The organism is Qipengyuania sp., from assembly GCF_965277845.1.
Classification (GTDB): domain Bacteria; phylum Pseudomonadota; class Alphaproteobacteria; order Sphingomonadales; family Sphingomonadaceae; genus Qipengyuania.
Genome location: NZ_OZ255844.1, coordinates 1046077 through 1059463, shown reverse-complemented (window position 1 = coordinate 1059463; position 13387 = coordinate 1046077). Strand labels below are relative to the sequence as shown.

Below are 13387 nucleotides of genomic sequence, written 5' to 3'. Positions count from 1 at the left end.
GAAAGCTGGCGACAAGTTCGGGATGGAAAACCCTTCCCGCTGCGAGTCCTTCGCGGGGCGATTCCCGCACACCAAATACGAGTTTTGCGCAGGGTGGGGACAATGGGCAAAAGTTCGACTCGACTCATGGCGGCTGGCGAGTCGCAATTCGGTCTCGGGCCTTTGCAGCGCGGGAGAAATCGGGCAGGAGCGGCTTATCCCTGAAATCCACAGGGCCAACAGACTCCTTCAACCCTATTATAAATATCATTATTTATTGGATTGGACTCCTCGATGCCCGGTCTCCTTCTCGATACGCTGAACGGCAAGCGTGCGGATCGCGTCCCACTCTGGCTCATGCGCCAGGCGGGTCGCTACCTGCCCGAATATCGCGCGCTGCGGGAGAAGAAGGGCGGGTTCCTCGCCATGGCCTACGACAGCGAGGCAGCCTGCGAGATTACCTTGCAGCCGATCGACCGTTTCGGCTTCGACGGAGCGATCCTCTTTTCCGACATTCTCATCGTGCCGCATGCGATGGGCCAGCATCTGGAGTTCCTGGCCGGCGAGGGGCCCAAGCTGTCGCCGCCGCTGGTCGATGCTGCGCTCGACGGGCTGACTCCCGACCAATCGCGCTACGATCCGATCTACGAGACCGTGCGACTTTGCCGCCAGCGCCTGCCCGAAGGCGTCACCATGCTTGGCTTTGCCGGCAGCCCCTGGACCGTCGCGACCTATATGGTCGCGGGCGAAGGCAGTCGCGACCAGCATGAGGCGCGCGCTCTGGCCTATCGCGATCCGACCAGGTTGGACGCCATTCTCGAGCGGATCGTCGCCGAGACCATCGAATATCTTTCTGGTCAGATCGAAGCAGGTGCCGAGGCAGTGCAACTGTTCGACAGTTGGGCAGGGAGCCTGGCGCCCGATGAATTCGAACGATTGGTGATAGCGCCCAATGCGCGGATCGTTGCGGCGCTCCGCGAGCGGCATCCCACGACGCCGATCATCGGTTTTCCGAAGGGTGCGGGTGAAAAACTACCTGGCTATGCCCGCGAGACGGGCGTTCAGGCGGTCGGTGTCGACGAGACTCTCGATCCGCAATGGGTGGCGCGCGAATTGCCGGAGAACATGCCGGTGCAGGGCAATTTCGATCCGCTGCTGCTGCTCGCCGGCGGCGACCGTCTGGAAGAGCGTGCGCGCCTCATTCTCGAAGCCTTTGCCGACCGGCCGCACGTCTTCAATCTCGGACACGGGATCGACCGCCGCACACCGATCGCCCATGTGGAGCGGCTGATTAGTGTGGTGCGCTCATTCGAAGGGTGACGTGAGCGTTAGCGGACCCTACATGGATCATCGATGCAGGATGTGCTTGGGATGACGTATTACTGGCTGAAGGCCGGCCACATCATTTTCATGGTGTTCTGGATGGCAGGATTGTTCATGCTGCCGCGCCAGATGATCTATCTCCACCCGGCGACGCCGGACTCGGAGGAATCGGCTCTGTGGGCGAAGCGGATGGGGCTGCTACGCAAGGTCATCCTGACTCCGAGTCTCATCGTCGTGTGGATCCTGGGCCTCCTGCTGTCCATGGCGATCGGTGCATGGGACCAGGGCTGGTTTCACGCCAAACTGCTCGTTGTCGTGCTTCTGACGGCGTTTCACGGCATCATTGTCGCCCGGTCCAAGAAAATGGTCGCGGGCGAACGACCGATGACCGAAAGACAGTTGAGGCTTTGGGGCGAGTTTCCGGGGATAGCGCTTGCCGTCATCGTCGTGCTGGCGGTGGTCAAACCTTTCTGATTGCGGGCCGCGGGCGCAGAGCTGTGCCCGAGGCTTTCCGGAAAACGACACGTCGCTTTGTGAATTGACGCCCATGCCGCGTGGGCGTAACTGCACCTTACCTACCGGCTACGGGCCTCGCATGCTGACGAGGCCGGGTCCGCTTTCTCCAAGCCCATACCGACCTGCCGGCCATCCAAACCGAGAATACCGAGTAAAAACACATGCATCTCAAGGATTTGAAAGAGAAAACCCCGGCAGATCTGGTCGCGATGGCCGAGGAGCTGGGCGTCGAAGGTGCCTCGACCATGCGCCGCCAGGACCTGATGTTCTGCATCCTGCGCGAACTGGCCGAGGATGAGGAATACGAAGAAAAGATCATGGGCATCGGCACCATCGAGGTGCTGCAGGATGGCTTCGGCTTCCTGCGTAGCCCCGAAGCCAACTATCTCGCCGGTCCCGACGATATCTACGTCTCGCCCAACCAGGTCCGCAAATGGGGCCTGCGCACCGGCGATACCGTCGAAGGCGAAATCCGCGCGCCCAAGGAAGGCGAACGCTATTTCGCGCTTACCACGCTCTACAAGGTCAATTTCGACGAGCCGGAAGCAGTCCGCCACCGGACCAATTTCGACAACCTCACCCCGCTCTATCCGGAAGAGAAGCTGTCGCTCGACACGCTCGACCCGACGGTGAAGGACAAGTCGGCGCGCGTGATCGACATCATCAGCCCGCAGGGCAAGGGCCAGCGTGCGCTGATCGTCGCGCCGCCGCGCACCGGTAAGACCGTACTGCTACAGAATATCGCCAAGGCGATCACCGACAACCACCCGGAAGTCTTCTTGCTGGTCCTGCTGGTGGACGAGCGTCCGGAAGAAGTCACGGACATGCAGCGCAGCGTGAAGGGCGAGGTCATCTCCTCGACCTTCGACGAGCCGGCCAACCGCCACGTCCAGGTCGCGGAAATGGTGATCGAGAAAGCCAAGCGTCTCGTGGAGCACAAGCAGGATGTCGTGATCCTGCTCGATTCGATTACGCGTCTGGGCCGTGCCTACAACACGGTCGTTCCGAGCTCGGGCAAGGTGCTGACCGGCGGTGTCGATGCGAACGCGCTGCAGCGCCCGAAACGCTTCTTCGGCGCTGCCCGCAACATCGAGGAAGGCGGTTCGCTCTCGATCATCGCCACCGCGCTGATCGATACCGGCAGCCGTATGGACGAGGTTATCTTCGAAGAATTCAAGGGCACGGGTAACTCGGAAATCGTGCTCGATCGCAAGGTTGCCGACAAGCGCATCTTCCCGGCGCTCGACGTCGGCAAATCCGGCACCCGCAAGGAAGAGCTGCTGGTCGAGAAGGACAAGCTGTCGAAGATGTGGGTCCTGCGCCGTATCCTCATGCAGATGGGCACGATCGACGCGATGGAATTCCTGCTCGACAAGATGAAGGATTCCAAGACCAACGAGGACTTCTTCGCGACGATGAACCAGTAGGTTCCCGGCCTCGCGGCCCGCGGACGACAATTTTCACCACCTGTTACAATTTCTTGTGATAGGGCGCAGTGGTGACATCGCTGCCCGTATTCGATCTTGGCCAGGTTGCATCCACGGTGGTGCTCGACCAGTTGCGCGAAGGCATCATCGTTACCGATGCGGCCGGGGCGATCCGATTTGTTAACGAGGCCGCACGGGCCATGCATGGCGTGGCCGAGCTCGATGTGGAGCCGAAAGACTATTCGGATCGCTATCACCTCTTCACACTGGAAGGTGAGCCGCACCCGTTCGAGGATTTGCCGCTCGCGCGCGCGGTGGGCGGGGAGACGGTAGTCGACGCCCCCTGGGTTATCCGGCGACCCGATGGGACCGAGGTCTATGCCGTTGGTTCGGCCAAGCCGTTGCTGGGCGCCGATGGTGAGCAAATCGGGGCGGTCCTGACGATTCGGGACGAGACCGAGAGTTTCAGGGCACGCAGCGAATTGCGTGAGAGCGAGGAGACGGTCCGCGCCTTCTTCGAGACGGCCGGCGTCTACGCCGCGGTGATCGACCTCATGGCAGAGGACTTCACGCTCGTCATGGGCAACAGCCGGATGGCGAAGGCGTTCGGGCTGGAGGTTCTGACGGGACAGTCAGGCCGGACGATCCTCGGCGATCGACGCGCACAAACCGTGATTGCGGATCTGCGGAGGGCGGCCGTTTCCGACGAGCCGATAATCGTCGAATACCCATGGAATACGGACGGCAACGATCGCTGGTTCGTCACGACTATCACCAAGATGAGCGGAACGCGCGAACGGCTGTTCCTCGCATCTCTCGATATTACCGATCGCAAGCGTGCCGAGCGCGATCTCGCCGCCGCGCTTAAGACGAAGGACGTGCTTCTCCACGAGGTCAATCACCGGGTGAAGAACAGCTTGCACATCATCACGTCGCTGCTGGAACTCCAGGAAAGCTCGGGCGACGATGACCTCACCGCCCATTTGCGCGAGGCAAGGGGGCGGGTGGAGACTGTCGCCAGAGTGCATGAGCGGTTGTACAAGACGAGCGCGCACGACCGGGTCGAGATCGTCGGCTATCTCGAGGATCTGCTTACCCATGTCGTGGCGAGCGTCGGACAGCGCGACGGCATCGATTTCGAGTTTTGCGAGAGGGGCGGCGAGGTCGAACTGGCCGTCGAGTACTCGGTCCCGCTCGGGTTGATTCTGGTCGAGATCGCGATGAATGCGGTCAAATACGGGTTCCCTTCCGGCAGCGGTGGAACCGTGTCGGTCGAAACGGAGATTGCCGACGGTCACTTGTCGCTGACGATCTACGACGATGGCGTGGGTGTGGATGCAGGACCCAAGGATCAGGGCACCGGCCTAGGACGCCAGATCGTTCGTGCGTTGGCCATGCAGCTCAATGCCGAGGTCGGCTATTTGAAACGACCCCGCGGAACGGCCTTCAGCTTGACCATGCCGCTTCCTGACGCAGATGCGAAAAGCTGATCAGGTTTTCATCTTCTCGAGCATGGCGGCCATCTGCTCCCACACCTTGTTAATTGCCTTCAACGGACGCACCATCACCTTGAAGTCGACGATCATGCCGTCTTCGTCGAAGCGGATGAGATCGATTCCGTTGACGTGGATGCCGTCCATCTCGGTGGTGAATTCTAGCATGGCATTCTCGCCGTCGATCAGCTCGCGGACATATTCGAAACTGTCGTTGCCGAGCGTGTTTCCGGCTGCCGCTAGATAGGCGACGACGATCGGACGGCCCTTTTGCGGAGTATGAACGACGGGCGAGTGGAAGACCGCTTCCTCGTGAATGATTGCGGCAAGGTCTTCGGGCGAGCTGCCATTGTCGATAACTCCGTGCCAGCGTTTCAGGCCGATCGTCGCACTCATTGGGTTCTCCGGAACGTGTCGGCCCGCGCGGCGTGCCAGTGCGGGGCATAGGGTGTCGCATCGGGATCTTCGAGCAGCTGGCCCGGCTCGAGGAAGGTGTAAATGCGATCGATGGCATCCGAACGCGCGCCGTTCAAGCGTTCGCGCATATCGTGCGGGGTGATCTCCCACGGGCTGGACAGGCCCATGGCGACGACGATTTCGCGTAGCGAGTGGACGGTCTGACGCTGGAAGCGGGCGACGCGCGGGGCCTTGTCTTCCACCACCAGCCCGCGCTGGCGCCAGGCCTTCTGCGTGGCAACGCCGGTAGGACAGGTGCCCCTGTGACAGTTCATCGACTGGACGCAGCCGAGCGCGAACATGAACGGACGTGCGGCATTGCACCAGTCTGCACCCAGTGCGAAGGCCTTGGCCAGTTGCGCGCCCGAATGCAGCTTACCCGACGCTGCTATCTTGACCTTCTCCTTCAGTGCCAAGCCGATCAACATATTGCGGACCATGATCTGCCCCTCGCGCAGCGGCATGCCCACCGAATTGGACAGTTCGAGCGGCGCGGCACCCGTCCCGCCTTCGGCACCATCCACGGTGATGAAGTCGGGATGCAGCCCCGTCTCCAGCATCGCCTTTCCGATCGCGAAGAGTTCGTGCGGCTGCCCGATGCACAGTTTTAGCCCGACCGGTTTGCCACCCGACAGCTCGCGCAATTCGACGAGCCATTCGAGCATCTCGATGGGTGTTGCAAAGGCGGGGTGGGCGGCCGGCGACGTGACCGTTTCACCCACCGGTACGCCGCGCGCTTCGGCGATTTCCCTGGTCACCTTGGCGCCGGGCAGGACCCCGCCATGGCCTGGCTTGGCGCCCTGGCTGAGCTTGATTTCGACCATCTTGACCTGCGCGTCGCGGGCATTGTCGCGGAACTGGTCGGGATCGAAGTTTCCGTCGGGCCTGCGCGCACCGAAATAGCCGCTGCCCAATTCCCAGATCAGGTCGCCTCCGGGCGAACGGTGATAGCGGCTGATCGCCCCTTCGCCGGTATTATGCGCAAAGCCGCCCAGCGCGGCCCCGGCGTTGAGCGCTTCGATCGCGCGGGCAGAGAGCGACCCGAAGCTCATTGCCGAGATATTGAGCAAGGCACTGGAATAGGGCTGGCTGCAGGTCCCTGCGCCGACAACCACTCGCCAATGCTCGGGAACATCCGGCTTTGGCACAATCGAGTGGCTGAGCCATTCGTACTCGTCCGAATAGACGTCGAGTTCGGTGCCCATGGGGTGCGAATCGAGATCGCCCTTGGCGCGGGCATAGACCAGTGCGCGGGCTTGGTGGCTGAATGGGCGTCCGTCGAGATCGTCCTCGACGATATAGGCCTGAGCAAAAGGGCGCAGATCTTCCATCAGCCAGCGGATGCGCCCAAGCAGTGGGTAATTGCGCCGCAGCGTGTGTTCGTGCTGGATGAAATCCCACAGCGCCAGTGCCGTTAGCGGAACGAGGGCCCACAGCGCCCAATGCGCTGGCTCCCACCACCATGCCAGCCCGATCAATGCCAGCAGTCCGGCGGGTACGATATAGCGGAAGGGGATGTGCTCCACGTGTCAGGCGAGGTGCTGCACGAAGAACTCCGAAGTGCGCTTGTCGGCCAGTTGCGCGGCTTCCTCCGAGCGCCGCTTGCCGAATTCGGTCGCAAATCCGTGGTCGAGGCCTTCATAATCGTGCAGCGTGACCTTGGGATGGTCGTCGAGCCCGTCATGCATGGCTTTCTGCGTATCCTTGTCGACGAAGCCATCCTCGGTCGGGATATGCAGCATCAGCGGATGCGCGATTGCGTGCTTTTCGCCGAGTAGGCCATCGATGCCGACGCCGTAATAGCCGACGCTCGCATTCACATCGGTGCGCGCGGCGGTCATGAAGGCGAGCCGTCCGCCGAGGCAGTAGCCGACGCAGCCGACCTTGGGCACGCTTTCCTCGCGGCGGATATGGTGGATCGTCGCTTCGATATCGCGGATGCCCTGATCCTGGTCGAACTTGCCCATCAGGTCGAGTGCGCGCTGGAACTCGGGTTCGACATCGGGATCGAGTTCGACGCCGGGTTCGAGCCGCCAGAACAGGTCGGGGGCTACCGCCAGATAGCCTTCTTCGGCCAGCTTGTCGCATTTGCGACGGATGCCCGCATTCACGCCGAATATCTCCTGGATGACGAGGATTGCGGCCTTTGGCGCATCTGCCGGTCGCGCGACATAGGCGGTAAAGGTCTCGCTGCCGGACAGGGTGGAAATCGTGACGGTCTCGCTCATGGGCTGGTCGCCTCCCTTGGTTGAATCGGTGTCTTATGCTTGCATGACGCGTGATGCGGACCCAAATAGGGCTTCGCAAGCCATAACGGAGAAAGCGCGATGAAGGTCCATATCGAAATCGACTGTACGCCCGAAGAGGCGCGGACCTTTATGGGCCTTCCCGATGTGGGCAAGGCCAATGCGGTCTATGTCGACATGATGTCGAAGGCGATGAAGGGTGTGAACAACACCGATCAGCTGCAGGAATATGCCAAGCAGCTCGCACCGATGGGGCAGGCGGGATTCAAACTGTTCCAGAGCTTCATGGAAGGTGCCAATGCGGCGCGCTCGGCGCAGCAGGGCAAGTCCACCGACAACGACTGAGGGCGCTGCGGCGCGATGGACGACACAATCTACGCCCTGTCCAGCGGCGCGCCCCCGGCTGGTATCGGAGTGATTCGGATCAGCGGGTTCGATGCAGGCAGGGCGCTGGAGACGCTTGCCGGCAGCCTGCCGCCGGCGCGATCGCCTCGATTGCGCACATTGCACGATGCAGACGGTGACGTGCTCGATGTCGCTCTCGTCCTGTGGTTCCCCGGACCGGCCACTGCCACCGGCGAGGATCTCGCGGAAATCCATTGCCACGGGGGCAGGGCAGTCGTGGCCGCCATTCTGGCCTCACTCGAATGCATCGACGGACTGCGCGAGGCTGAGCCCGGCGAGTTCACAAGGCGGGCGTTTACCAGCGGCCGGATAGATTTGGCTGAGGCTGAAGGTCTCGCCGATTTGCTTGCAGCTGAAACCGAATTGCAGCGCAGGGGCGCCTTGCTTGCTGCAGGTGGCGACGTGTCGCGGCGGATTGAGGATTGGCGGGACTCGATCCTGGGTCTGGCCGCCAGTGTCGAAGCGGTGATCGATTTCGCCGACGAGGACGATGTGGCGAGCCTTCCGCCATCGTTCGATGAGCAGCTCCGCGCCTTGGTGGCTGAAATTCGAAAAGTGGCCGAACGCCCGGCGGCTGAGCGGCTGCGCGATGGTGTCCGGGTGGTCCTCGCGGGGCCGCCGAATGCAGGAAAATCATCACTTTTCAATGCATTGCTGGCAGATGATGCGGCAATCGTGACCGCGGAGGCCGGTACGACGCGGGACGTGCTCGAACGACCTGTTTCGATCGCGGGCGTGCCTTTCGTGCTGATCGATACCGCCGGGGTGCGCGACCAAGGCGCGGGAGCGATCGAGGAAATCGGCATCGAACGGGCGCGCCGGGAGATCGCGGCGGGGCAGATCGTCCTCTGGCTCGGCGATGCACGCGACGCTCCAAAGGGTGCGTTGCTCGTGCAATCCAAATCGGACCTGTCGGACAAGACAGACAGCTCGGTGATAAATGTTTCGGCGGTAACCGGTTCAGGGCTGGAGGCGCTGCTGAAGCGCTTGGTGGAGTTGGGCAGGGCGGCGCTGCCTCCCGTCGATCGTGTGGCTTTCAATCGAAGGCAGAAAGGCCTCGCCCTCGCTGCGGCCGAGCATCTAGAAGCGGTCGATGTTGGGGGTGACCTGCTCGTAGCCGCGGAGAACCTTCGCAGCGCGCGCCAGTCGCTGGACGCACTTGTCGGGCGCGATTCGACTGAGGAAATGCTCGACGCGCTCTTCGGGCGCTTCTGTATCGGCAAGTGATGTTCCACGTGAAACATCGCCCTTTGACGCGAATCCGGGTGGAAGCTAAAGGGCGCGTCCAATGCGCGAATTCGATGTTCTTGTAGTCGGCGGCGGCCATGCCGGAGTCGAGGCGGCCTGCGCGGCCGCCCGCATGGGCGCGCGTACTGGCCTGGTGACCCTCGATCTCGAGACGATCGGCGCGATGAGCTGCAACCCGGCCATCGGCGGATTGGGCAAGGGCCACCTCGTCCGCGAGGTCGATGCGCTCGACGGCGTAATCGGCCGGGCGGCCGATGCTGCGGCGATCCACTACCGGATGCTCAACCGTTCGAAGGGGAGCGCTGTCTGGGGTCCGCGCGTTCAGGCCGATCGTCGCCTCTTTCATCGCGCGGTGCAACAGATGGTCCGCGATCAGGAGTCGCTTACTCTGATCGCGGGTGAAGTGGCCGGTTTGCGTCTTGCGGGCCAGCGTGTGACGGGGCTCGATCTCGCCGATGGAACTGCTCTGCATGCACAAGCCGTGATTCTGTGCACCGGGACATTCCTCGGCGGTGTTCTGTTCCGGGGCGAGGAGCGCTTCACCGGCGGGCGGATCGGTGAGGGCGCGGCACATCGCCTCGCTTCGCAGATGCGCGATGCCGACCTCCCGATGGGGCGGCTCAAGACGGGGACGCCCCCGCGGCTCGACGGGCGTACCATCGACTGGGGAGCGCTGGAAGAACAGCCCTCGGACGACGAACGGTGGACGATGAGTTCGCTGACCGGGTCTCGCGCGAACCCGCTAGTGTTCTGCGCGATCACGCGCACGAATGCGCGTGCCCACGATATCATCCGCGCCAATCTCGACCGTTCGCCGCTGTTCTCCGGTGCGATCGGAGCGGCGGGCCCACGCTACTGCCCCTCGATCGAAGACAAGATCCACCGTTTCGGCGACCGGCAGGGGCACCAGGTCTTCCTTGAGCCGGAAGGCCTCGACACCGAACTCGTTTATCCCAACGGTATTTCGACCTCGCTGCCGACCGACGTCCAGCTCGCAATGCTACGCGAGATGGACGGGCTCGCGCGCGTCGAGATGGTGGTTCCGGGCTATGCGGTCGAATACGATCATATCGATCCACGGGCGCTCGCATCGTCGCTTGAGCTGCATGCGCTTCCGAGCCTTTTCTGTGCCGGCCAGATCAATGGCACCACGGGCTACGAAGAGGCGGCCGCGCAGGGCCTGGTGGCGGGCATGCATGCCGCGGCGCAGGCTCTAGACAAGGAGACGGCTCAGCTCGACCGTGCCAATTCCTACATCGCGGTCATGCTCGACGACCTCACGCTTCAGGGCATCACCGAGCCCTATCGTATGCTGACCTCGCGCGCCGAATATCGCCTGCGGCTGCGCGCGAGCAATGCCGATACGCGCCTGACGCCGTTGGGCATAGAGTGCGGGATCGTCGGTGACGAGCGGGCTACGTGGTATAACCGGCGACAAGAACGGCGTCACGAATATACCCGACAGTTCGATGCGCCGATCCATTCAAAAACGCTGTCTGACGCAGGGTTTCACGTGAAACGCGATGCTGGACCCAAGCCCGCGTCTGAATGGATTGCCGGCGGACATGCGGACGTAACCGCGCTCGCGCCGTGGATGGAGGGTGTCGATCCGACCGACCCGCTGGCCGTGGAGATGGCGGAAGACGCATTTTATGCGCCGTATCTCGCCCGCCAACGCTCTGAACTCGCGGATCTGCGCACGAGCGAGGCGCAGCGCCTCTCGCCCGACTTCCCCTTTGCGCAGGTGCCGGGGCTGTCGAATGAGATGATCGAACGCCTCTCTCTGGCAAAACCTGAGACACTAGCCGCGGCGGGCCGAATCCGCGGGATCACACCCGCCGCGCTGGCGGCCTTGCTCGTCCACGCGCGCAAACTGGATCGCGCGGCGTGATTACATCGGACGCGGAAGCGCGCACCTATGTTGCTTCGCTGTGCGACGCAGCTGCGATGCAGCGGCTCGAACTATTGGCCGATGAACTGAAGCGCGAGAACCAGCTTCAGAACCTGGTCGCAGGGCCCACGCTCGACACGGTCTGGCAGCGACACATCGCCGATTCTGCCCAATTGCTCGAATTCTGCGGGGACGCGCAGGGTCCCTGGCTCGATCTCGGGAGCGGGGCCGGATTTCCAGGCCTCGTAATCGCGGCCATGCGACCTGAGATTGAGGTCGTACTGGTCGAATCGCGCAAGCGCAGGGTGGACTGGCTGACGAGGGCGACCGAGCTCATGGGCCTTGCGAAGTGCCGTATCGAAGGCCGGCGACTCGAATCTGTCGAACGGTTCGATACGGGCGTGATCTCCGCGCGCGCGTTTGCGCCGCTCGAACGTTTGCTCACCTTATCCGCACGCTTCTCCACAAGCACCACCTGCTGGGTGTTGCCGAAGGGGCGTTCGGCATCGCAAGAAGTAACCGGACTGCCGAAGAATCGCCGTTCCATGTTTCACGTGGAACAATCGCGGACGGATCCCGAGGCGGGAATCGTCGTCGGACGCGGCCAGTGGAGCGCACACAGATGATCACGATTGCCATTGCCAATCAGAAGGGTGGGGTGGGCAAGACCACCACCGCGATCAACATCGCCACCGCCATGGCCGCAACGGGCTGGAAGACGCTGCTGATCGATCTCGATCCGCAGGGAAACGCTTCGACTGGCCTCGGTGTCGCGGGGGCGGATCGCGAGAATACGAGCTACGACCTGTTGCTCGACCAAGCGTCGCTGGCGGAATGCGCACAGGCGACCGAAATCCCCGGCCTCGACATTGTCCCGGCGACGCAGGACCTCTCGGGCGCGGAAGTGGAGCTGGTTTCAGTCGATGACCGGACCGCCCGCTTGACCGATGCGCTATCCGAGAAGGCGCGGGGGAGCTTCGCAGGCTACGACGTCTGCTTTATCGACTGCCCGCCGTCGCTCGGCCTGCTCACGCTCAATGCGCTATGCGCGGCCGATACGCTGATGGTGCCGCTGCAATGCGAGTTCTTCGCACTGGAAGGTCTCAGCCAGCTCCTCCAGACAGTCGAACGCGTGCAACAAGGCTTCAACCAGGATCTCGGCATCGTCGGCGTGGTGCTGACCATGTTCGATCGCCGCAACCGCCTCACCGACCAGGTCGCCGACGACGTCCGCGATTGCCTCGGCAATCTGGTGTTCGAAAACGTCATCCCCCGTAACGTCCGCCTGTCCGAGGCGCCCAGCCACGGCATGCCGGCGCTGGTCTACGACCACAATTGCCCCGGTAGCCGCGCCTATATCGGGCTTGCGCGCGAGCTGATCGGCCGACTGCCCGAAAAGAGGAAAGCGGCATGAGCGACAATCCAGGAGCCAAGACGATCGACCGCAAGAAGAAGCTCGGCAAGGGGCTGGGTGCCCTTTTGGGAGAAACGCGTCGCGAAGAGCCGCTGGTGCGATCGGCAAGCGGCGGTGCCGCGCAGTCTGGGGCGGTCGCCCCTCTGCCGCAAGCATCTTCGTCGGAAGGCCTCGCATCGATCCCGGTCGCGGATATCGAACCGTTGCCGGGCCAGCCTCGTAGCCATTTCGACGAGGATTCGCTCGAATCGCTAGCCTCCTCGATCGCGGCGCGCGGTGTAATCCAGCCGATCATCGTGTCGCCACTTGGTCAGGGTCGCTATCGTCTCGTGGCCGGCGAGCGTCGCTGGCGAGCGGCACAGAAAGCGCGGCTGCACGAAATTCCAGCGCTCGTGCGCGATCTCGACCAGCGCGAAGTGGTGGCCCTAGCCCTAATCGAAAATCTCCAGCGCGAGGACCTCAATCCGGTCGAAGAAGCGCGCGCCTACCAGAAACTTGCCGAAGACGAGGGGATGACACAGGCCGAGATCGCCAAGCTGGTCGACAAGTCGCGCAGCCATGTGGCGAATTTCCAGCGCCTGCTGGCGCTCCCTGATACGGTGCTTGCCCTCCTCGCCGACGGCTCGCTTTCCATGGGCCACGCCCGCGCGCTTATCGGCCGGGAGGGTGCCGAAGAGCTTGCGCGTAAAGCGGTTTCCGAAGGGCTGTCGGTCCGCGAGATGGAGGCACTCACGCGCCAGAAGCGTAGCAGTTCACCGTCAGAAAGTGCGCCGCGCGGGCCGACGCCGCAGGAAGACAATGCCGATATCGCCGCGGTCCAAGGTCATCTTGAGGAATTTCTCGGCATGCCGGTAAAGATCACCACCGACACGACGCCGAACACGGGCAGCGTTACCATCCGCTACCGCACGCTCGACCAATTAGACCTTATTTGTCAAAGGCTTACGGGCGGCGATATCTAGGATGGGCTGGCCGCCCCGGCGGCCTAT

13 protein-coding genes are annotated in these 13387 nt (G+C 62.8%); 10 read left to right on the top strand and 3 right to left on the bottom strand.

The window, feature by feature from the left end:
- The first annotated feature begins 273 nt into the window (after nt 1-273).
- The 4 genes from hemE to ACQY4G_RS05180 all read left to right on the top strand — a co-directional run bounded on the left by hemE (nt 274) and on the right by ACQY4G_RS05180 (nt 4735).
- Nucleotides 274-1299: a uroporphyrinogen decarboxylase gene (gene hemE, locus ACQY4G_RS05195; RefSeq protein WP_421993490.1), complete on the top strand. Its 1026-nt coding sequence runs from the start codon at nt 274-276 to the stop codon at nt 1297-1299.
- Between the two features lie 33 nt (nt 1300-1332).
- Nucleotides 1333-1776: a CopD family protein gene (locus tag ACQY4G_RS05190; RefSeq protein WP_421993488.1), complete on the top strand. Its 444-nt coding sequence runs from the start codon at nt 1333-1335 to the stop codon at nt 1774-1776.
- A gap of 203 nt (nt 1777-1979) precedes the next feature.
- A complete protein-coding gene (gene rho / locus ACQY4G_RS05185) occupies nt 1980-3245 on the top strand; it encodes a transcription termination factor Rho (RefSeq protein ID WP_421993486.1) in 1266 nt (421 codons plus the stop codon).
- A 71-nt stretch (nt 3246-3316) separates the two neighbouring features.
- Nucleotides 3317-4735, top strand: a complete 1419-nt coding sequence (locus ACQY4G_RS05180) for a sensor histidine kinase (protein ID WP_421993484.1) — start codon at nt 3317-3319, stop codon at nt 4733-4735.
- Here ACQY4G_RS05180 and ACQY4G_RS05175 read toward each other — a convergent pair whose 3' ends face one another.
- The 3 genes from ACQY4G_RS05175 to ACQY4G_RS05165 are packed head-to-tail and all read right to left on the bottom strand — an operon-like array spanning nt 4736 to nt 7422.
- On the bottom strand, nt 4736-5134 hold the full coding sequence (locus ACQY4G_RS05175; protein ID WP_421993482.1) for a nuclear transport factor 2 family protein: 399 nt from the start codon (nt 5132-5134) through the stop codon (nt 4736-4738).
- Nucleotides 5131-6720, bottom strand: coding sequence for an FMN-binding glutamate synthase family protein (locus ACQY4G_RS05170; protein ID WP_421993480.1), 1590 nt, complete (start codon nt 6718-6720; stop codon nt 5131-5133). The genes ACQY4G_RS05175 and ACQY4G_RS05170 overlap by 4 nt, the downstream gene beginning before the upstream one ends.
- Nucleotides 6721-6723: 3 nt before the next feature.
- Entirely contained in the window at nt 6724-7422 is a 699-nt protein-coding gene (locus ACQY4G_RS05165; protein WP_421993478.1) for a dienelactone hydrolase family protein, read from the bottom strand.
- 99 nt (nt 7423-7521) lie between these two features.
- On the opposite strand from ACQY4G_RS05165, the gene ACQY4G_RS05160 reads away from it, so the two are divergent.
- The 6 genes from ACQY4G_RS05160 to ACQY4G_RS05135 all read left to right on the top strand — a co-directional run bounded on the left by ACQY4G_RS05160 (nt 7522) and on the right by ACQY4G_RS05135 (nt 13360).
- On the top strand, nt 7522-7785 hold the full coding sequence (locus ACQY4G_RS05160) for a DUF6489 family protein (RefSeq protein WP_067692095.1): 264 nt from the start codon (nt 7522-7524) through the stop codon (nt 7783-7785).
- A gap of 15 nt (nt 7786-7800) precedes the next feature.
- Entirely contained in the window at nt 7801-9072 is a 1272-nt protein-coding gene (gene mnmE / locus ACQY4G_RS05155; RefSeq protein WP_421993476.1) for a tRNA uridine-5-carboxymethylaminomethyl(34) synthesis GTPase MnmE, read from the top strand.
- 61 nt (nt 9073-9133) lie between these two features.
- Nucleotides 9134-10984 carry a tRNA uridine-5-carboxymethylaminomethyl(34) synthesis enzyme MnmG gene (mnmG, locus tag ACQY4G_RS05150; protein WP_421993474.1) on the top strand — a complete coding sequence of 617 codons (1851 nt, stop codon included), beginning with the start codon at nt 9134-9136 and terminating at the stop codon, nt 10982-10984.
- Nucleotides 10981-11610: a 16S rRNA (guanine(527)-N(7))-methyltransferase RsmG gene (rsmG, locus tag ACQY4G_RS05145; protein ID WP_421993472.1), complete on the top strand. Its 630-nt coding sequence runs from the start codon at nt 10981-10983 to the stop codon at nt 11608-11610. The genes mnmG and rsmG overlap by 4 nt, the downstream gene beginning before the upstream one ends.
- Complete coding sequence (locus ACQY4G_RS05140; protein ID WP_067692083.1) at nt 11607-12398, top strand: ParA family protein; 792 nt, start codon at nt 11607-11609, stop codon at nt 12396-12398. Before rsmG ends, ACQY4G_RS05140 begins: the two co-directional genes overlap by 4 nt.
- A complete protein-coding gene (locus ACQY4G_RS05135) occupies nt 12395-13360 on the top strand; it encodes a ParB/RepB/Spo0J family partition protein (protein ID WP_421993470.1) in 966 nt (321 codons plus the stop codon). Before ACQY4G_RS05140 ends, ACQY4G_RS05135 begins: the two co-directional genes overlap by 4 nt.
- Nucleotides 13361-13387: the final 27 nt, after the last annotated feature.

Excerpts from the sequence above, each read along its gene's own strand:
- ACQY4G_RS05165 (WP_421993478.1), bottom strand. The coding sequence starts at position 7,422 with ATGAGCGAGACCGTCACGATTTCCACCCTGTCCGGCAGCGAGACCTTT.
- mnmG (WP_421993474.1), top strand. The coding sequence starts at position 9,134 with ATGCGCGAATTCGATGTTCTTGTAGTCGGCGGCGGCCATGCCGGAGTC.
- ACQY4G_RS05140 (WP_067692083.1), top strand. The coding sequence starts at position 11,607 with ATGATCACGATTGCCATTGCCAATCAGAAGGGTGGGGTGGGCAAGACC.
- hemE (WP_421993490.1), top strand. The coding sequence starts at position 274 with ATGCCCGGTCTCCTTCTCGATACGCTGAACGGCAAGCGTGCGGATCGC.
- mnmE (WP_421993476.1), top strand. The coding sequence starts at position 7,801 with ATGGACGACACAATCTACGCCCTGTCCAGCGGCGCGCCCCCGGCTGGT.
- rho (WP_421993486.1), top strand. The coding sequence starts at position 1,980 with ATGCATCTCAAGGATTTGAAAGAGAAAACCCCGGCAGATCTGGTCGCG.
- ACQY4G_RS05190 (WP_421993488.1), top strand. The coding sequence starts at position 1,333 with ATGCAGGATGTGCTTGGGATGACGTATTACTGGCTGAAGGCCGGCCAC.
- ACQY4G_RS05175 (WP_421993482.1), bottom strand. The coding sequence starts at position 5,134 with ATGAGTGCGACGATCGGCCTGAAACGCTGGCACGGAGTTATCGACAAT.
- ACQY4G_RS05135 (WP_421993470.1), top strand. The coding sequence starts at position 12,395 with ATGAGCGACAATCCAGGAGCCAAGACGATCGACCGCAAGAAGAAGCTC.
- ACQY4G_RS05160 (WP_067692095.1), top strand. The coding sequence starts at position 7,522 with ATGAAGGTCCATATCGAAATCGACTGTACGCCCGAAGAGGCGCGGACC.